Here is an 18,725-nt window from a genome sequence, read left to right as displayed (position 1 = left end):
GGAGTGCAAGCACTCCATCAAGTCCGCTCGACTTGCATGTATTAGGCACGCCGCCAGCGTTCGTCCTGAGCCAGGATCAAACTCTCCAATAAAGTTTGACTTGCTCATTTCTTAACTGACGAGAATTTGTTCAATTCTCTATTCAACGTCCCACCGAAGTGGTTCGTTTTACTCACTCGTTGTTCAGTTTTCAAAGATCAACTTCTTCGTTTGTCACCAACAGTTTATCTCGTTAGCAACTCTTATATCTTATCACATCCGCTCGATCATTGCAAGCTTTTTTTTGAATTTAATTTTCAAATTCATTTCGGCTTGTTGATCCAAGCATTTGTTCCAGGCCGTATTTCTTGGCCGGAAATATAATATACCATGGCATCCGCCTATATGCAACCCTTTTTCGCAAATTAAAAACAAGGCAAAATTATCCACTTATTTACTTGCCTATTATGACTCATTAAGTCCATCTAATTCTGTCTGCTTATCGGGGATAGGTATAACTGAAGCTGTATATGAGTCCCCAGAATGACGGTCCACTGCAGGCCATCATCTTTAGCTGCTCCATTCGTGTTGGTCCCCAACCAAGTATCAAAGGCGCCAAGCAGACAACGCCTAAACACCCAGGCCATTACGTGTTGATACATTGTACCAAGTGAATGTAGCACAGCTTTACAACAAAAACGCGCTCTATGCACAAAAGAGGCAGTCGGCTATAGAAAGCTATAGCCGACTGCCTCTTTTCTATACTATGAAAGGAGCAAAACCTACTCCTTATTACGCATGTGCGGGAACAGCAAGACATCGCGAATGGACGGGGAATTGGTCAGAAGCATGATCAGACGATCGATCCCGATGCCAAGTCCGCCTGTTGGCGGCATACCATATTCCAGGGCACGCAAGAAATCCTCATCCATCTCGTGCGCTTCGTCATTGCCCTGCTCTTTCTCCTTCATCTGCGCTTCAAAACGCTGACGCTGATCAATCGGATCATTGAGCTCCGAGAATGCATTGGCGTGTTCGCGCGCCACGATAAACAGCTCAAAGCGATCCGTGAACCGCGGATCCACGTCGTTCTTCTTCGCCAGCGGCGAAATCTCAACCGGGTGACCGGTTACGAACGTCGGCTGAATCAGCGTCTCTTCTACGAATTGCTCAAAGAACGCGTTCAAAATATGACCAAATGTCATATGCGGCTCAACCGGAACTTTGTGTTCTTTGGCAAGACGGTGCGCTTCCTCGTTGGACATGTCCACGCTGAAGTCTACGCCGACAACTTCTTTTACCGCATCCACCATGGATACGCGGCGCCACTGCGGCGTCAGGTCCACTTCATGCCCTTGATAGGAAATGACTTGCGTGCCCAGCACCTCTTGGGCGATATGGGCAATCAGATTCTCAGTCAGTGCCATAATATCTTTGTAGTCCGCATAAGCTTCGTAAAGCTCAATCATCGTAAACTCCGGATTATGACGGGTTGAGATCCCTTCATTCCGGTAAACGCGGCCAATTTCGTACACTTTCTCAAGTCCGCCCACAATCAGGCGCTTCAGATGGAGCTCAATTGCGATCCGCATATACAGTTCCATATCGAGCGCATTATGATGCGTGATGAACGGGCGTGCCGCCGCACCGCCAGCGATGGAATGCAAGGTCGGGGTCTCCACCTCAAGATAGCCTTGGGAATCCAGGTAACGGCGCATCGATTGGATAATCCGGGAACGGGTAATGAAGGTTTTCTGCACATCGGGATTGATGATCAGGTCGACGTAACGCTGACGATAACGGAGCTCTACATCCTTCAAACCATGGAATTTCTCAGGGAGCGGATACAGCGATTTCGAAAGAACCTCCAGCTCCTTCACCTTCACGGTAGTTTCACCGGTCTTGGTCTTGAACAAGACCCCTTTTACCCCGATGATGTCACCCAGATCAAGGATGCTGAATGCTTCATACTGCGCTTCTGCAACGGAATCCTGGCGAACATAAATCTGAATCCGGCCGCTCAAATCCTGAATATGGGCAAAAGAAGCCTTGCCCATGCCGCGTTTAGCCATAATCCGTCCAGCCAGGTTCACTTCCACCTGCTTCTCTTCCAACTCTTCCTTGGAGAGCTCGTCGTACTGTTTCAGAATATCACCTGCGTGATGTTCTCTTTCGTATTTTCCGCCAAACGGATCGATGCCCAGCTTGCGAAGCTCGTCCAATTTGTTGCGGCGGATTTGCAAAAGCTCACTTAACTCCTGTTCTTGTTCCTGGTTGTTCATTTCTTCCGTCATCGTCATTCATCTCCTTCATTTCGCTTCCATTGTGAATCCCGTACACATTCGGCAAGGACTTAACGGTAGGGCAGCCATTTCAAGACATGCCATCCATCCATTAAGCCCTCAACCCGGCCCTAACCTATTTAAAAAAGCCCCCCGAAGGAAGCTTTCTACACCACATTCCGACTTACTTCTTAATGTCTACAATTTTATATTGAATAACGCCCGCAGGAACGTTAACATCCACAACCGATCCTTTTTGCTTGCCGATAATCGCTTTGCCGACAGGGCTCTCGTTCGAGATTTTGTTGTTAAGCGGATCCGATTCGGCCGTACCTACAATGGTATATTCCATCGTGTCGCCAAATTCCAAATCCTCCACGATCACCGTGTTGCCCACGCCGACTACATCGGTATTGATATCATCGTTGTTGATGATGCGCGCATTACGGAGCATTTTCTCCAGCGTAATAATCCGGCCTTCGATAAAGGCTTGCTCGTTCTTGGCGTCTTCATATTCGGAGTTTTCACTAATATCGCCGTAACCGATGGCAACTTTAATCCGCTCAGCCACCTCGCGGCGCTTCACAGACTTCAGATTCTCAAGTTCGTCCTCCAGTTTCTTCAGACCGTCCTGGGTAAGAATGACTTCTTTATCGCTCATTAACCGATTCTCCTGTCATGTAAATAATTTAAACCACGGTATCAACATACTATATGCGAATTCTTGGGGATCAGAACTTCCCTCTGATGCCTGCTCAATTTCTTGAATTTATACTGAAAGATTATATGGGAACCATTTCAAAAAGTCAATGCGCGCAAAGGCTGTCACGGATGTCGCATATACGCAACCGTTAACAGCCTGCACCTTGTATTATCCAATCGCCGCAGCGGCTTGAGGGTATACGCTTTTTGCCGATTCTTCATGGTCCTCCAGATTGATCACAAAGTTGTTCAGAAGGCTGACCAATTCATCGCGCTTCGTTTCTTCCATAATAATATCTTTAATGCGAGCCGATCCCTTGAGTCCTTTCAAGTACCAGGAAAGATGCTTGCGCATCTCCCTAACCGCTACCGCTTCGCCGCGCAGGGCGATCAGTCGGTCCATATGCAGGATGGCAATCCGGATTTTCTCCTGGGGAGACGGATCCGACAGCAGCTGGCCCGTCTTCAGGTATTCCACGGTACGGTACAGCATCCAAGGATTCCCCAGCGCTCCACGACCGATCATGACGCCATCGCATCCCGTCGTATCCAGCATTCGGCGCGCATCTTCCGGCGTCACTACGTCGCCGTTGCCGATAACCGGAATGGAGACGGCTTCTTTCACTTGGCGAATGATGTCCCAATCTGCGTGCCCGGTGTAGAGCTGCTCGCGCGTACGCCCGTGAACGCTGACGGCTTGACCGCCCGCCCGTTCGACAGCCTGCGCATTTTCGACAGCATAGATATGATCGCTATCCCAGCCTGTGCGCATCTTCACCGTGACCGGTTTGTTCACGGCATCGACAACCGCCGCGACCATCTCATAGATTTTGTTCGAATCCAGAAGCCAGCGCGCTCCCGCATCCATCTTCGTTACCTTCGGTGCAGGGCAGCCCATATTGATGTCGATGATATCGGCATTGGTCTGTTGATCGACGACTTTGGCCGCTTCCACCAGGGATACGCGGTCGCCGCCAAAAATTTGCAGGCTCAACGGCTTCTCCCGCTCGTCGACGAACAGCATTTCCTGGGTGCGCTTGTTGCCGTGAACGATCGCCTTGCCGCTGACCATTTCGGCGCAGACCAGACCGGTGCCGAATTCCTTCGCGATCAATCGGAACGCCGGATTGCACACGCCAGCCATCGGCGCCAGAACCACTTGGTTTTTCATTTCAACGTTTCCGATTTTCAATTGATCCATTCCATGTTTCCCTCCTTTATTTTCAAATATTTATAGTCGAAGGATCCCGCTTCTCGAGCGTGAAATCCCCTAAGTTTCAAACCAAACCATCATACCCATGAATCGCGCAATCGTCCAGTCCGCAACATTTACTCATTCTTGTAGATCCCATCCAAAAGACATCTTCCTATATTAATGGCAGGGTTTCTAAAAAATAAACCTGAATCCCTTCACGATAGATAATCTAGCTCCGTTCCTTAAGCTCCTGCAACGTAATCTCCAGCACGTCGGCAATCTGAGCCAGCATCTGTTCCTCGGCACGGCGGTTCCCCCGTTCGATTGCGCCAAGAACAGCCAGAGAAATACCGGATCGCTCGGCGAGCTCTTGCTGGGTCAAACCCTTCAATTTTCGGAAAGCGCGGATACGCTGCGCCAGCTGCTTGTTTTCCAAAGCTGAATTCCTTCCTTTCCTTCCAGGTTCTCAAGTGCTGTCTTCACCACGGGGTACAGACCAGAAGGTTCAAGCTCAGACACGATATCGGCCAACGGCCTGAGAACGAAAGCCCGTTCCTGCATGCGGGGATGCGGCAGAACGAGGTCCGGCGTATCCAGACGGCGTCCTTCCATCCATAACAGATCCAGATCCACCGTCCGCGGTCCCCAGTGAATATGACGGACCCGGCCGAGCTGTTTCTCGATTTGCTGCATTACGGCAAGCAGCTCATGGGGACTCAGTGATGTCGACACGGCTGCGGCCATATTAAGGAACATCGGCTGATCCACGTAACCGACCGGTTCGGTCTCATACAGGTTGGATACGCGCTCTACCTCAATGCCTGGCACTTCATCCAACCGTTCCAATGCCTCCATCAGGTTCCCCTCGCGGTCTCCCAAATTGGCCCCTAAAGCAATATAAGCCTCTGAACACTCAGAGGTGGCGTGTGAATTCATGATCGTCTCACTTCCTGGTCCGGTGCAGCTCAATGGTCACACCTTCAAAATGAATGTCAAAAGGCGGGTGCGGCTTCGTCAATCGGACCGTTAAAGCATCGATAATAGTATAAGTGTCCAATACCTTAGATGCAATATGCTCCGCTAAAGCTTCAATCAGGCGGAACGACTCCGTCCGCATAATCTCCAGCAGGAGTTCATGAATTTCGGCATAATTTACCGTTAACGTCAGATCATCCGTCTTCGCGGCTTTGCTCAAATCCATCTCCAGCTCAAGATCCACATAGAATCGTTGGCCCAGCTTCCGCTCTTCCTCAAACACACCGTGGTAACCGTAGTATTCCATGCGGCTCAGTATCATTTTATCCATCTCGTACTCCGCCCTCCATCCTTGATCCCAAAAAATTAGTTGCGTTGAAGCTCCGTTGAAGCGTAAGTCATGGCATCGCACATCATGGCTGTCCGTTTCATATGCTTCACGTCGTGCACCCGAACGATCTGACAGCCTTGCGCAATCCCGTATGCGACGGTGGCTGCCGTTCCTTCCAGCACGTCTTGTGCCGGGGCTCCAAGCGCGGTTTGGATAAACCTTTTGCGGGAGGTAGCCAGCAGTACCGGAAACCCCAGCCCCACAAGCTGATCGAGAGATGCCATCACTTTCATGTTCTCGTCATAGTCCTTAGCAAAACCGATGCCCGGATCAAGCAAAATTTGGTGATCCTGCACACCGGCAGCGCGCGCAATTTCGACGCTTTCCAGCAAATCGCGTTTTACGTCTTCTATCAGATTCGTGTAATTTCGATCGCGTCGATTATGCATAAGAATGACGGGGCATCCGAGCTCTGCCGCCGTCTTAGGCATATCAGGATCGTCTTTAAAGCCCCAGATATCGTTAATGATATGAGCCCCCGCTCCAATAGCCTGGCGCGCCACTTCCGCTTTATAGGTGTCAATCGACAACGGAATTTGCGGCGCGTGCCGGTGAATAGCTTCAATAACCGGGATTACGCGGGCAAGCTCCTCTGAAGCTCCAACCGGCTCGTGTCCCGGCCGCGTCGATTCCCCGCCGATATCGATGATGTCGGCTCCCTCCTCAATCAGCTGAAGCGCATGCTCAACGGCTCGCTCCGTGTCGTTATAACGGCCTCCGTCCGAGAACGAATCCGGCGTCACATTCAATATGCCCATAATGAGCGTCGATTGACCGAGCTTTAACTCAGCGTCCTTGCTCAAACGATATTCACGTTCATAGATGGTTGTTTTCATATATCAAGCCCTGCTTTCCTTCTATACGCATACAGCAATGTACGGGTTATCGGGCCGGCCACTCCTTGTCCGATGGTCAGTGCCTCACCTTCAACCCCAATCAACGTCGTGACCGGAACAATCTCCTGAACAGAGCCTGTCGTAAATATTTCATCCGCTCCGGTAAATACATCCCAACCATAACGGCCTTCTTCGGCCTCGATGCCAAGATCGGCAGCCAATTCCAGCACCACCGCCCGGGTAATCCCCGGCAAAATGCCGGTACCCACGTCCGGCGTATATAAACGCCCCTTCTTGACGAAAAAGACGTTGCTGACGATGCCTTCGGCCACGTCTCCCGCCGAAGTTAACATCAACCCCTCTGCCGGACCACCACCCGCTAGTTCAGGATATCTTGCCAATTCCCGCTTTGCGAGTATATTGTTCATATAATGCAGGGATTTCATCCGGACCGATGATTCCGGCGTGTTCCGCGGTAGGGACAGCAGCCTCATGGCTCTGCCTGTCTCGTAGAGCGCAGCGTTGGCGGCCGGCAGCTCTTTGGCGAATAGTACCTCGGCCGGCTTCGCATAATCTCCGGCAGGCAAACCGAGCAATCCTTCTCCTGCGGTTACGGTGTACCGTATATAGGCATCCTGAAGGCCGTTCGCCTCCATCAGCTCGGCAATCCAGCCGCTGATCCTCTCGGCATCCGCCTTGTGGGCGATCCCGAGCTCCCGGCAGCTGTCCGTCAGCCGGTTCAAATGCCGCTCTAGCAAAAAGGGCTTCCCCTGATACGTGCGGAAGGTCTCGAATAGACCCATTCCGTATAAAAGCCCATGATCCATCACAGGTATGACCGCGTCGGCAGCTTCAACGATGCCGCCGTTCATGCCTATATATTTCATGCCTTGGCGCCAGCCGTGCGCTTCAGGAAGTTGCGCAGCATCTGATGGCCATGGTCGGTAATGATGGATTCCGGATGAAACTGTACACCTTCCACGGGATAATGCTTGTGCCGAAGCCCCATGATTTCGCCCTCTTCCGTCCAGGCGGTAATCTCCAGCTCCTCGGGGAGGGTCTCCTTCTCAACGATCAACGAGTGATATCGCGTTGCGGTGAACGGAACCGGCAAACCTTCGAAGACCGATTCTCCTGTGTGTTGGATGGCGGATGTTTTTCCATGCATGAGGCGCTCCGCACGGATGACGTTGCCGCCAAAGGCTTGCCCGATCGCCTGATGGCCGAGGCAGACGCCGAAGATGGGAATGATCCCTTTGAAATGCGAAATCACGTCCAGACTAATGCCCGCTTCATTCGGCGTGCACGGTCCCGGCGATATCAGGATATGGTCCGGCGCCAACGCTTCGATGCCGGCGATGTCGATCTCATCATTCCGGTAAACCTTGACTTCCTCGCCGAGCTCCCCCAAATATTGAACCAGGTTATACGTAAACGAATCATAATTGTCGATGACAAGTATCATGTTATTTCCCCCCTATATAGGCAGCCGCCGCTGCGGCTTCTTCTTCACTGCACATCAGCGCCGCTATCAAAGCTTTGGCCTTGTTATGGCACTCCCGGTATTCCCGATAAGGATCGGAATCAATGACGATCCCAGCACCTGTCTGAATGTAACCGACCCCATCCTTCACGGCGAGGGTTCGGATAATTATGTTAAGCTCCATATCGCCGTTATAATCGATCCAGCCCATGGAGCCGGTATAAGGCCCCCGCGTCACGGGCTCCAGCTCTTCGATGATTTCCATGGTCCTGATTTTGGGTGCGCCGGTAATGGTGCCGCCAGGGAACGCTGCCGCAATGACATCATATGCATTGTTGCCCTCAGCAATCCGCCCTTCCACTTGGGACACCAAATGCATGACGTGCGAGTACCTCTCCACGGTCATCAGCTCCGGAACATGCACCGTCCCGTATGCGGCAATGCGGCCGATGTCATTCCGCTCCAGGTCGACCAGCATAATATGCTCGGCCCGTTCCTTCTCGCTGCCAAGCAGCTCCGCTTCCATGGCCGCGTCCTCTTCCGGATTTCTCCCCCGGCGGCGGGTACCCGCGATCGGCCGGGCTGACACGGTATCGCCATCCAGCTTCACCAGCAATTCCGGCGAGCCGCTGGCCAAACTGAAGCCTGGCGAGGATAAGTACCCCATGTAAGGTGAAGGGTTCAGAATGCGCAGCCACTCGTAAATATCGGAAGGTTCCGCATGAAGCGGCAGATGCCGGCGAAGAGACAAGTTGACCTGAAAAACATCGCCCTGCCGAATATATTCTTGGATCGAGAGAACCGCCTGCTCGAACGCTTCCTGCGAAAAATCAATCTCCAGCCGATCCCAGATCTCCACATTCGGCCCTGACAGCTCCTGCGCTTTTTTCCATCGTTCCTGCCGCACCCGTTCATCTTCGGATCTCGAATCGTTCTCCGGCCCCGTTCCGTACATTTGATTCCATTGGGAGAGCATCGATTCGGCTCTTAGGCCGGCCTTCTCATATAATTCCTCCAAAATCTCTTCCTGCCCCTGTGAGAGCTCAGAACCTTCAGAAACATTCGCTGAATCCTCAAGCGCCGTCGCCTCCTTCGAATCTTCCCCGCTCCCGAAAGCCCAAGGCAGAGGAACATGCACCGAGCAGTATAGGCTGTCGTCCGCATGATCGTAAATCCAGACTTCTTCCATGCGCATCCACAAATAATCCGGAAAGCCGGGCTCATCCTTGGCCATCACGGGCAGCTGCTCGATCGAGCGGATGACATCGTAGCTCAGAAAGCCTGCACAGCCTCCCCGAAAATCCGGCCATCCCGGCACTCGGGGTGATTTCCACGCTTTCATCCACTGCTCCAACAGACGCAGCGGCTCTCCCGTTACCTGCGTTCGCAATCCGCCTGACATTTCGACGACCTCGCCCTGGCTTCCTTTTCCCTGCAAAATGGACACCGGTCGTAACCCAAGATACGTGTAGCGTCCGCCCTTACCGCTCTCCAGCACAAAGGCATAAGGCGAGGCCGCTTTCCAAGCATGTCTCCATGACAGGGGTAATCCTCGTGTTGCTCCTTTATATTGAACCAGATAGGGAACGACGGACCAGCCCTCTTTAGCCCATGACTGCCACTGGGCCAGCTCCACTCTTCTCTCCATGCCGATCCTCCCTTAGTCTTCAAAAGCCTTACTGTTGCCTGTCAGTATACTGTATCCCGCTTCTCTTGAAAACCCTAAATAGAGGCTTGTCCAACAATAATTTTTGAAGCGGTCAGCCCTTGAATCCATTAAAGCGTTATCTTAGGGAGTAGTATACGCAAAAAGCCCTCAATGCTATAAAAAACACATTGAGGGCTCCCTTCTCGCAGCACATTACCTCACTTGGGTGAGATGAAAATGCACAGCCTATTCCAGATCATTTTATTCGAAGTTATAGAGCGGCGTGCTCAGGTAACGCTCTCCGTTGCTTGGAATGACAGCGACAACCCGCTTGCCTTTACCAAGCTCTTTGGCGACCTTCAAGGCAGCATATACAGCCGCACCGGAGGAAATACCGCCAAGAACGCCTTCTTCCTTCGCCACGCGGCGGGAAGTTTCAAAGGCATCGTCATTCTCTACATGAACGATTTCATCGTACACTTCTTGGTTCAAAATTTCCGGGATGAAGTTTGCGCCAATGCCCTGGATTTTGTGAGGGCCTGGCTTGCCACCGGCAAGGATTGGCGATGCAGCAGGCTCCACCGCAATAATCTTGATGTCAGGGTATTGCTCTTTCAGCACTTCCCCAGCGCCTGTAATCGTACCGCCTGTTCCGATGCCAGCCACGAACGCATCCAGGGAACCGCCGATCGATTGGATCGCTTCAACGATTTCCGGACCAGTCGTTTCACGGTGGATCTTCACGTTCGCTTGGTTCTTGAACTGCTCGGCCATGAAGAATCCGGCATTTTCCTTCAGGATTTCTTCGGCCTTCTTAACGGCACCGTTCATTCCTTCCGATCCCGGTGTCAGGACCAGTTCCGCTCCGTAAGCACGCAGCAGGTTCCGGCGCTCCAAGCTCATGGTTTCAGGCATGACGATAACCGCTTTATAGCCTTTAGCCGCTGCCACCATAGCTAAGCCGATGCCGGTATTGCCGCTGGTCGCTTCAATGATCGTATCGCCCGGCTTCAAACGTCCATCCTTCTCTGCCTCTTCCACGATGCTGATCGCGATCCGGTCTTTAACGCTGGCGCCCGGGTTCTGGTATTCCAGCTTCAGATAGATCTCTGCGCTATCCTCAGGTACGATCCGGTTCAAACGGACGAGCGGGGTTTCACCGATTAATTCTGTCACATTATTTACGACTTTTGCCATGAAAGAAGACCTCCTCTAAATATGGATCTGGATAAAAATAGTGAATACATAATGGTGTTATTCATTCGAATGTCGAATCATGAATTTGTAGGTTCTCGATGTTAAAAAAATGGGAGCCGGCGGATTAATAAAATTCCTGTTGTTCAATGGCTCTCCAATATCCGAGTAAAAAGGTAGGTTTTTGTACCTTCATCTTATCAACGTTACAGGCCATTGTCAATATCCAGCTGCTCGAAAATCAACATTTCTAGGTGAATTTTCCTGCGACTCACGAACGAGCCGAACGCGAAATCCTTCGGAGGACTTCATGCGGGATAACCGCCAATTTTCCGCAGCCATCCAAGCTCAGGCATTAACTACAGCGAAAAAAGCCCCTGCAGCCAGATCTTTCTCCGCCACAGCGAGCTTTCCTCATGTTGTTGCTCTATTTACAGCGTAACCGTACCCGCACTGATCCGTGCCTCGTATTTCTCGCGAAGCTGCCGCTCCAATTCCGATAAGGACACCGACTGCTCCAGGGCCAGCTGCTTGCGAACCGCCTTCCGGATACTTTCCTCGCTAGGAGCTTGAGGCTCAATAATATCCCTCACATATACTATGGCATATGTGTCCGTGAGCGATACAGGTCCCGCAATATCTCCGGGCTCGAGCGATAAAGCTGCTTCAAGCAGCTCTGGCGGCAAAAAGGGATCATCCTCTTCTACCAAGCCGATCTGTCCGCCGTCTTCCCGAGTGTACTCGTCAAGGGATACCTGAGCTGCGAGATCCGCAAAATCCTCCCCATTTTCCAGCCGATCCATGACGCGTTCCGCCTCATCTTCCGAAGCGACTTCAATCATGGATAAATTCAGCTGTTTCTTGGGCCGAAATTGATCAGGGTACTGTTCCAGATACGAATCGATTTGCTGCTCCTCGATGTGAACATCGGAAGTCGCAATTTTCTCAAGCAGGAGCCGATAAGTCGTCTCCGTCTTTAACTCACTCTCCGTAATGCCAAGCTGATCTTCCATTTCCGATAAGAACCGTTCCTTAGAGCCATAGCTTCGGCTCATGACTTCGATTTCCGTTTCGACTTCCGCGGTCGTCACATCAATGCCCTTCGCTTTCGCTTCCAGCGCCACGGCGTGCCGATTCAGCATGGTCATCAGCATTTCGCGCCCATATCGCTTCTTCAGCTCGTCAACCCACTCGTCTTCGGTAATCGCCCTGTCCTGGATGGATGCAACGGGCTGGGAGCCTGTTTTCCACGGCGGTGAAGCCTCCTGCGAAAAGCCCCCGGAAAACAGCATCCAGCCCCCCATACCCAATACGCATGCTGTCAAGACAATGACGGTCGCCCACAATCCCTTCTCTTGTCTCGTCATCACGGTCGCTCATCCCAACATTAAGATTTGGCCCGCTCTAGCACGGATTTAAGCTGTTCTCGGTCAAACGTATATCGTTCATTGCAAAAATGGCAGGAAACCTCTGCTTTGCCGTCCTCTTCGATCATCTGCTCAAGCTCTTCCCGTCCCAAGCTGATCAGTGCGCGCTCCACCCGCTCATGCGAGCAGTCGCAGCTGAAGTAGACTTCCGTTTCCTCCAGAATCGTCACATCCGGAACGACGCGTTTCAGGATATCCTCGAGATCCAGCCCTTCCTCCAGCATCTCGGTGATCGGAGGAATCTTGCTTAACGCAAGCTCGATCTCCGTAATCTCTTCATCGCTAACGCCGGGGAGAAGCTGAATGATGAAGCCGCCGGCATTGGCCACGGAATAATCCGGCGAAACCAGCACGCCCAAGCTTACCGCCGAGTTGGTCTGTTCGGATACGGCAAAATAATACGTGAAATCTTCGGCCAGCTCGCCCGAGATAATCGGCACGCTGCCACGGTAAGGCTCCTTCAATCCGAAATCCTTGACCACATCAATCTGACCGGTGGTCCCTACCGCAGCGGCTACGTCCATCTTGCCCGGACGTATATTCGTCAGCTCCACATGCGGATTTTTGACATAACCGCGTACCTCGCCCTTGGCATTGCTCTCCGCCGCAATCAGACCGATCGGTCCATCGCCGCGAACCTGAATGCTAAGACGCTCATCTCCCTTCAGCATAGCTCCCATCATCGCTGCTGCTGACACGGTGCGGCCCAAAGCGGCTGTGACGACAGGGAACGTATCGTGTCTTCGGCGAAGCTCTTCCACCAGATCGGTTGTCCGAACGGCAAATGCCCGCACTTTCCCGTTTAACGCCGTTCCCCGCAGCATACGGTCTTTTTGATTACCCATCTTGAGGCCTCCTTGTCTTTCTGGTTGTTTGTAATATCTAACGGTTTTATATCGGTTCTAGTTACGCTCGTAAATAATACGCAAGCCTTCCAGCGTCAAGAGGGGAGAAATCTCTTCGATGGATTCCGTTTCGCCGGCAATCAGCTCAGCCATTCCCCCTGTGGCGATAACCTTAACATTGTCCGTTCCCATCTCGGCTTTTATGCGTTTAACCAGGCCATCGACCTGTCCTGCATAACCGAATACGATGCCGGCCTGCATGGCATGAACGGTGTTGCGCCCAATCACCTTCTTTGGCTTTTCGAGCTCTACGCGAGGAAGCTTGGAAGCGCGCTGCACAAGGGCTTCCGTGGCAATGCCAATGCCCGGCACAATTACGCCGCCCAGATAGTTGCCTGCTTCATCAATGCAATCAAACGTCGTCGCCGTACCGAAATCCACTACGATCAGCGGCCCCCCGTACTGCTCGACGGCTGCTACTGCATTCACGATCCGGTCAGCCCCCACCTCGCGCGGATTCTCATACCGCAGATTGAGTCCGGTTTTGATCCCCGGCCCAACGATAAGGGGCGCCTTGCCAATATATTTATTGCACATTTCCTCGACCACGCGCACAAGCGGAGGAACTACGGAAGAGACAATAACGCCTTCTATTTGGCTTACCAATATATTGGACATTTGAAACAAATTGTGGATCAATACACCGTATTCGTCCACGGTAGACTGACGCGATGTACTGATCCGAAAATCATGCAGCAGTTTCTTTCCCTGGTACACACCCAGCACAATATTGGTATTCCCTACGTCCACAACGAGAATCAACCCTCTGCTCCTCCTTTCTTTGCATTCAGATCCAAACTAATATCGAGACTATGGAATGAATACGTCAGCCGTCCAACCGAAATGACATCGACCCCGGTCTCCGCAATCCCGCGCACGGTCTCCAGCGTCACGTTCCCCGACGCTTCGACGCGAACGTGGGGCGACTTGGCCTTGATTCTCCGCACGGCCTCCGTCATCATGTCATGACTCATGTTGTCCAGCATGATAATATCCGCGCCTGCAGCCAAGGCTTCTTCCACTTGCGCCAGGTTCTCGGTTTCAACTTCGATCGTCATGGTGTGCGGAATATGGGCTCTGGCCCGGCTGACCGCCTGGGCGATGCCGCCCGCACCCTTGATGTGATTATCCTTGATCATGACGGCATCGTACAGGCCGAAGCGATGATTCGCGCCGCCGCCGACCCGCACGGCATATTTCTCAAGCATCCGGTGGCCTGGCGTCGTTTTGCGGGTATCCACCAGCCTTGTCGGCAATCCCTCAAGCACATCAACAAAAGAACGTGTTTTGGTTGCAATGCCCGATAGACGCTGAAGCAAATTTAACGCGAGCCGCTCGCCTGTCAAAATACGATGGGTGCTTCCTTCCACCTCAGCGAGAACCGTCCCTTTTTCCACCACGTCTCCGTCACGGACCAATGCCGTAAACGTAAGCGTTGGATCTACCGTTTCGAATACCAGCTCTGCCACCGGCATGCCTGCCACGATGCCTGCCTCTTTGGCATGGATAACCCCTTTGGATTCGTGACCCGGCTCGATCGTGGTGAGGGTCGTAATATCCCCCGACCCAATATCCTCCTGAAGCCAAGTCCGTATGCTCTGGAGAAGGCCATCGTTATATCCGTTAAACATCATCGCTCAATTCCTCCGTCATTTCTTGGTCCCGTATAAACACAATATGCTTGCGCCATTCGCTGTCATTTCGCTCCGGATAATCCTCTCGGTAGTGAGCTCCCCGACTTTCTTCCCGTCCCAGCGCGCCTTGAACCACCAGCAGGGATGCAGTCAGCATGTTCGCAAATTCGTATTCTTCACGCTTGGAGAGCATCGATTGGAACAAGGGCAGCTGACGGCCAAGCTCTTCCGCCGCTCTTATTAGAGTATCCCGATTTCTCCGAAGTCCTGCATAACGCACCATGACCTTCTGAAGCTTCAAGCGTTTTTCCACCATCGCTTGCGACGGAGCGTCCTTGCGGCCCAGATGAAATGATACCCCAAGAGGATCCCCAGAGGGTTCCGGGAGGCTCTTAATGCGCTCGACAATCCGACTGCCGTACACGACCGCCTCCGAAAGCGAATTGCTGGCCAACCGGTTCGCTCCGTGAACACCGGTAGACGAGACCTCTCCGCAAGCAAATAATCGCTTCACGCTGCTCTCGCCGTGCAGGTTGGTCTTGATGCCCCCCATCATATAATGCGCAGCCGGGGAGACCGGAATCCAATCGGACGATAAATCCAGCCCGTACTGCATGCATGTTTCATAAATCGTTGGGAATCGATGTTTGACCATTTCCGGCGACTCATGGGTAATATCCAGGTATACGAAGGTCGATCCCGTCGCTTCCATTTCGCTGACAATGGCCCGTGCCACGATATCCCGGGGTGCCAGCTCCTGTAACTCATGGTATTTCGGCATGAACCGTTCCCCTCTTATATTACGAAGCACGGCACCTTCGCCGCGAACCGCCTCTGATATCAGGAATCGGGGAGCGCCCGGATAGCTTAGCGCCGTCGGATGAAACTGGATAAACTCCATATCCCGAATTTCCGCGCCTGCCCGATAAGCCATGGCGATGCCATCCGCGGTCGCAACCTCCGGATTGGTTGTGTACCGGTACAATTGACCGGCCCCCCCGGAACACATAATCGTCGCACGGCCGCGCACGAATACCCGCTTGCCATCCGGCATCTGTACCAATGCGCCGTGACACTCTCCCTGCTCGGTAATCAGGTCAATGACAAAATGATCGTCCCATACCTCTATATTGTGAAGCATTTCGACCTGAATGGAAAGAGCGCGGACAATTTCATAACCGGTAGCATCCCCGTTGGCATGAAGGATCCGTCGGTGGCTGTGCGCTCCTTCTTTGGTCAAAGCAAGCTCGCCATTCTCCACATCAAACGTCGTGCCGAGGCGAATCAGCTCTTGAACCCCGACGGGACCCTCGTTTACAAGTACATCCACCGCGGCAGATGAACATAAACCGGCCCCTGCAAGGAGGGTATCCTGACGGTGATATGCTGGCGAGTCATCCTCCGCCGTTACGGCCGCGATCCCGCCTTGAGCATAACGCGTGTTGCTCTCGAGGAGCGATTTTTTCGTAATCAAAAGCACATTCTGAGTCGCACTTGCCATGATCGCCGTATATAAACCCGCAATGCCTGAACCGATCACGATGACATCCGTCTCTACAACCGGGAGATCGTTCAGCTCAAAATCAATCAAATACTGCGGTATCACGTTGCCTCACCTGTCTTTTCACGAAAGAGTAGCGCATGCTACTTAACCTGTAACATGCGCTCTAATGAAGTTCTGGCTTTCTCTGCAACGACCGGCGGCACATAGATCTGCGGCTTCATCGTTTCAAGTGCTCTCACCAGCTTTTTGAGATTATTCACTTTCATATTCGGACATACCAGGAATTTCGTCGCGAAGTGGAACGATTTATCCGGGCTATCCAATCGAAGCTGATAACCGGTACCGTCCTCAGTTCCCACGATAAACTCCTTGGCCGATGACTGTTTGCAATATTCCAGGATGGCGGTTGTGCTTCCCACAAAGTCACCCATGGCAACAACCTCCGGACGGCATTCCGGATGCACCACAAATTCAGCCTGAGGATATTTGGCCCTCATCTCGACGACATCCTTAACGGTCAGCATGTCATGCGTGTTGCAGTATCCTTCCCAAATAATGAGTTTCTTGTCGGTATGCTGCTGAACATAATGCCCCAGGTTCTTATCGGGAACCCATATAATTTCGTCCGAATCCACCGACTGAATCACTTTCACGGCGTTGGAGGAAGTGCAGCAGATATCCGTTTCGGCCTTGATTTCAGCGGATGAATTGATGTACGTAACCACCTTCGCATTCGGATGCTGCGCTTTCAATTTCCGCAGTCCGTCCACGTTCACCATATCGGCCATAGGACAGCCGGCCCGTTCATCCGGAATGAGAACCGTTTTGTTTGGTGCCAGGATTTTGGCGCTCTCGCCCATAAAATGCACGCCGCAGAATACGATGACCTCGGCGTCGGTTTGTGCCGCCTTCTGCGCGAGCAAGAAGGAATCCCCCCGAAAATCAGCAACCTCCTGAATTTCGTCCCGTTGATAATAATGAGCCAAAATAATTGCATTGCGTTCCTTCTTCAACTGCATTAACCGCTCACGCAGTTCACGGTTCTGTTCTGCCTTGCGCTCCAGTGCCAAAGCTTCCATGATCGACCCTCTCCCTTTATGTAGTCCGGCTGTTCGCCGCTGATGACCATGTGACTTTCAGGATGGTTTCCACCTTTGTGAAAGGAAGCGCATCCTTATTTAACAACTAATGTACACGTTCGTTCTGTCCCCTGTCAATGTGATAGAAAGCACAAAAAGAACCGGAAAACGAATTATCGTTCTCCGGTTCTTCTTTTTTATTCGGTATTCGATGTTTTATCAACGAATATTACGTTAAACTGCTGTTACCGTTGTCCGATCCGCCTGGAGGATCCTTGCGTTCGGAATCTTTGGTTTCCGGTGCTGGATCATTCGAATCCATCGGGTTGTTCGGAATCTCTTCCGTGGAAGTCGGCTGCCCGCCGTCTTCTTTCCCTTGAATGCGAACTTTCACGTCGCCAATGTTATCGATGATCGGCTCGCCGTTCTCGGAAGAACCTTCACCTTCGCCACTGCCATCGCCTTCAGCCGATCCGGTCTCAATGAGGTTCTTGATTTGCTCAAGCTCCAGTGTTTCCTTCTCCAGAAGCGTGTTGGCAATCAGATGAACCTCTTTGGAATGCTTGGTCAGAAGCTCTCTACACTTCTCATAACATTCGTTAATGAACCGCTGCATTTCCTGATCGATTTCATAAGCGATTGCATCACTATAGTTCTGCTCGTGTCCGATATCACGTCCCAGGAACACTTGTCCTTGGGATGTACCGAACTGCATCGGTCCAAGCTTCTCACTCATACCGTATTCCACAATCATGCTGCGGATGATGCCCGTTGCTTGCTGGAAGTCGCTGTAGGCTCCGGTTCCGATTTCGCCGATGAACAGCTCCTCGGCGACACGGCCGCCAAGCAAACCGGTTACGCGGTCCAGCAATTCCTGCTTCGTTACGAGCATCCGATCTTCCTTCGGCATCATGATGACATATCCGCCGGCACGGCCGCGAGGAATAATCGTTACCTTGTGCACCGTATCGGCATGCTCAAGGAAGTAACCCACAATGGTATGACCGGCTTCATGGTAAGCTACGATGCGTTTCTCGCGGTCGCTGATCACGCGGCTGCGCTTCTCGGTACCCACGATAACGCGGTCAATCGCTTCATCCACTTCTCGCATGGAGATATCTTTACGGTTGCGGCGAGCCGCAAGCAAGGCAGCCTCGTTCAGGAGATTCTCCAGATCGGCGCCCGTAAAACCGGTTGTACGTTTGGCGATGATGTCGAGCTTGACATCCTTCGTCAACGGTTTGTTGCGTGCATGAACCTTCAGTACGGCTTCACGGCCCTTCACATCCGGGCGATCGACGGTAATCTGACGGTCAAAACGTCCCGGGCGAAGAAGCGCCGGGTCCAAAATATCCGGTCGGTTGGTCGCAGCGACGATGATAATGCCTTCGTTCGCTCCGAAACCGTCCATCTCAACCAGCAATTGGTTGAGGGTCTGCTCGCGCTCGTCATGACCGCCGCCGAGACCGGCGCCGCGCTGACGACCTACAG

Annotated in this window: 18 protein-coding genes and 1 rRNA gene; all 19 read right to left on the bottom strand. The window is 52.3% G+C overall.

Annotated elements, in window-relative coordinates:
* Positions 1–92, bottom strand: a 16S ribosomal RNA gene (locus tag RB298_RS20510); the annotation flags it as partial.
* Between the two features lie 669 nt (positions 93–761).
* Positions 762–2,273: a lysine--tRNA ligase gene (gene lysS / locus RB298_RS20505; RefSeq protein WP_012818337.1), complete on the bottom strand. Its 1,512-nt coding sequence runs from the start codon at positions 2,271–2,273 to the stop codon at positions 762–764.
* A 172-nt stretch (positions 2,274–2,445) separates the two neighbouring features.
* Positions 2,446–2,922 (bottom strand): transcription elongation factor GreA, encoded by a 477-nt coding sequence (gene greA, locus RB298_RS20500; protein WP_009591919.1) that lies wholly within the window; start codon positions 2,920–2,922, stop codon positions 2,446–2,448.
* Positions 2,923–3,132: 210 nt separating this feature from the next.
* Complete coding sequence (dusB, locus tag RB298_RS20495; RefSeq protein ID WP_486048292.1) at positions 3,133–4,164, bottom strand: tRNA dihydrouridine synthase DusB; 1,032 nt, start codon at positions 4,162–4,164, stop codon at positions 3,133–3,135.
* A 223-nt stretch (positions 4,165–4,387) separates the two neighbouring features.
* Entirely contained in the window at positions 4,388–4,594 is a 207-nt protein-coding gene (locus tag RB298_RS20490) for a helix-turn-helix domain-containing protein (protein ID WP_012818334.1), read from the bottom strand.
* The gene (gene folK / locus RB298_RS20485; protein ID WP_036672070.1) at positions 4,546–5,094 is read right to left on the bottom strand and encodes a 2-amino-4-hydroxy-6-hydroxymethyldihydropteridine diphosphokinase; all 549 of its coding nucleotides are present in this window, start codon (positions 5,092–5,094) and stop codon (positions 4,546–4,548) included. The genes RB298_RS20490 and folK overlap by 49 nt, the downstream gene beginning before the upstream one ends.
* Before the next feature lie 7 nt (positions 5,095–5,101).
* Positions 5,102–5,464, bottom strand: a complete 363-nt coding sequence (folB, locus tag RB298_RS20480) for a dihydroneopterin aldolase (protein WP_009591901.1) — start codon at positions 5,462–5,464, stop codon at positions 5,102–5,104.
* Between the two features lie 35 nt (positions 5,465–5,499).
* Positions 5,500–6,360: a dihydropteroate synthase gene (folP, locus tag RB298_RS20475; RefSeq protein ID WP_096777309.1), complete on the bottom strand. Its 861-nt coding sequence runs from the start codon at positions 6,358–6,360 to the stop codon at positions 5,500–5,502.
* The gene (locus tag RB298_RS20470) at positions 6,357–7,247 is read right to left on the bottom strand and encodes an aminotransferase class IV (RefSeq protein ID WP_486048289.1); all 891 of its coding nucleotides are present in this window, start codon (positions 7,245–7,247) and stop codon (positions 6,357–6,359) included. The genes folP and RB298_RS20470 overlap by 4 nt, the downstream gene beginning before the upstream one ends.
* Entirely contained in the window at positions 7,244–7,825 is a 582-nt protein-coding gene (gene pabA / locus RB298_RS20465) for an aminodeoxychorismate/anthranilate synthase component II (RefSeq protein WP_009591892.1), read from the bottom strand. Before pabA ends, RB298_RS20470 begins: the two co-directional genes overlap by 4 nt.
* 1 nt (position 7,826) lies before the next feature.
* Entirely contained in the window at positions 7,827–9,491 is a 1,665-nt protein-coding gene (locus RB298_RS20460; RefSeq protein WP_486048287.1) for an anthranilate synthase component I family protein, read from the bottom strand.
* Between the two features lie 261 nt (positions 9,492–9,752).
* On the bottom strand, positions 9,753–10,688 hold the full coding sequence (cysK, locus tag RB298_RS20455) for a cysteine synthase A (RefSeq protein ID WP_012818329.1): 936 nt from the start codon (positions 10,686–10,688) through the stop codon (positions 9,753–9,755).
* A 428-nt stretch (positions 10,689–11,116) separates the two neighbouring features.
* On the bottom strand, positions 11,117–12,052 hold the full coding sequence (locus tag RB298_RS20450) for a peptidylprolyl isomerase (RefSeq protein ID WP_096777312.1): 936 nt from the start codon (positions 12,050–12,052) through the stop codon (positions 11,117–11,119).
* A gap of 20 nt (positions 12,053–12,072) precedes the next feature.
* The gene (gene hslO / locus RB298_RS20445; protein ID WP_009591925.1) at positions 12,073–12,957 is read right to left on the bottom strand and encodes an Hsp33 family molecular chaperone HslO; all 885 of its coding nucleotides are present in this window, start codon (positions 12,955–12,957) and stop codon (positions 12,073–12,075) included.
* 57 nt (positions 12,958–13,014) lie between these two features.
* Positions 13,015–13,779, bottom strand: coding sequence for a type III pantothenate kinase (locus RB298_RS20440; protein WP_009591942.1), 765 nt, complete (start codon positions 13,777–13,779; stop codon positions 13,015–13,017).
* The gene (gene nadC / locus RB298_RS20435) at positions 13,776–14,651 is read right to left on the bottom strand and encodes a carboxylating nicotinate-nucleotide diphosphorylase (RefSeq protein ID WP_486048284.1); all 876 of its coding nucleotides are present in this window, start codon (positions 14,649–14,651) and stop codon (positions 13,776–13,778) included. Before nadC ends, RB298_RS20440 begins: the two co-directional genes overlap by 4 nt.
* A complete protein-coding gene (nadB, locus tag RB298_RS20430) occupies positions 14,641–16,257 on the bottom strand; it encodes an L-aspartate oxidase (protein WP_096777314.1) in 1,617 nt (538 codons plus the stop codon). Before nadB ends, nadC begins: the two co-directional genes overlap by 11 nt.
* A 38-nt stretch (positions 16,258–16,295) precedes the next feature.
* Entirely contained in the window at positions 16,296–17,234 is a 939-nt protein-coding gene (nadA, locus tag RB298_RS20425; RefSeq protein ID WP_096777315.1) for a quinolinate synthase NadA, read from the bottom strand.
* Between the two features lie 229 nt (positions 17,235–17,463).
* On the bottom strand, positions 17,464–18,725 hold a 1,262-nt coding region (locus RB298_RS20420), incomplete at its 5' end, for an ATP-dependent metallopeptidase FtsH/Yme1/Tma family protein (protein WP_486048281.1).

It is taken from the genome of Priestia sp. BR_2, assembly GCF_041954005.1.
Taxonomy (GTDB): Bacteria; Bacillota; Bacilli; order Paenibacillales; family Paenibacillaceae; genus Paenibacillus_AQ; species Paenibacillus_AQ lautus_A.
Note: the sequence above shows the minus strand (reverse complement) of the source record. Positions and strands in the feature narration are given on the sequence as shown.

Bases quoted from the DNA above. Each gene is read 5' to 3' on its own strand.
- lysS (WP_012818337.1), bottom strand. From the start codon at position 2,273: ATGACGGAAGAAATGAACAACCAGGAACAAGAACAGGAGTTAAGTGAG.
- greA (WP_009591919.1), bottom strand. From the start codon at position 2,922: ATGAGCGATAAAGAAGTCATTCTTACCCAGGACGGTCTGAAGAAACTG.
- dusB (WP_486048292.1), bottom strand. From the start codon at position 4,164: ATGGATCAATTGAAAATCGGAAACGTTGAAATGAAAAACCAAGTGGTT.
- folK (WP_036672070.1), bottom strand. From the start codon at position 5,094: ATGAATTCACACGCCACCTCTGAGTGTTCAGAGGCTTATATTGCTTTA.
- folB (WP_009591901.1), bottom strand. From the start codon at position 5,464: ATGGATAAAATGATACTGAGCCGCATGGAATACTACGGTTACCACGGT.
- folP (WP_096777309.1), bottom strand. From the start codon at position 6,360: ATGAAAACAACCATCTATGAACGTGAATATCGTTTGAGCAAGGACGCT.
- RB298_RS20470 (WP_486048289.1), bottom strand. From the start codon at position 7,247: ATGAAATATATAGGCATGAACGGCGGCATCGTTGAAGCTGCCGACGCG.
- pabA (WP_009591892.1), bottom strand. From the start codon at position 7,825: ATGATACTTGTCATCGACAATTATGATTCGTTTACGTATAACCTGGTT.
- RB298_RS20460 (WP_486048287.1), bottom strand. From the start codon at position 9,491: ATGGAGAGAAGAGTGGAGCTGGCCCAGTGGCAGTCATGGGCTAAAGAG.
- cysK (WP_012818329.1), bottom strand. From the start codon at position 10,688: ATGGCAAAAGTCGTAAATAATGTGACAGAATTAATCGGTGAAACCCCG.
- RB298_RS20450 (WP_096777312.1), bottom strand. From the start codon at position 12,052: ATGACGAGACAAGAGAAGGGATTGTGGGCGACCGTCATTGTCTTGACA.
- hslO (WP_009591925.1), bottom strand. From the start codon at position 12,957: ATGGGTAATCAAAAAGACCGTATGCTGCGGGGAACGGCGTTAAACGGG.
- nadC (WP_486048284.1), bottom strand. From the start codon at position 14,651: ATGATGTTTAACGGATATAACGATGGCCTTCTCCAGAGCATACGGACT.
- nadA (WP_096777315.1), bottom strand. From the start codon at position 17,234: ATGGAAGCTTTGGCACTGGAGCGCAAGGCAGAACAGAACCGTGAACTG.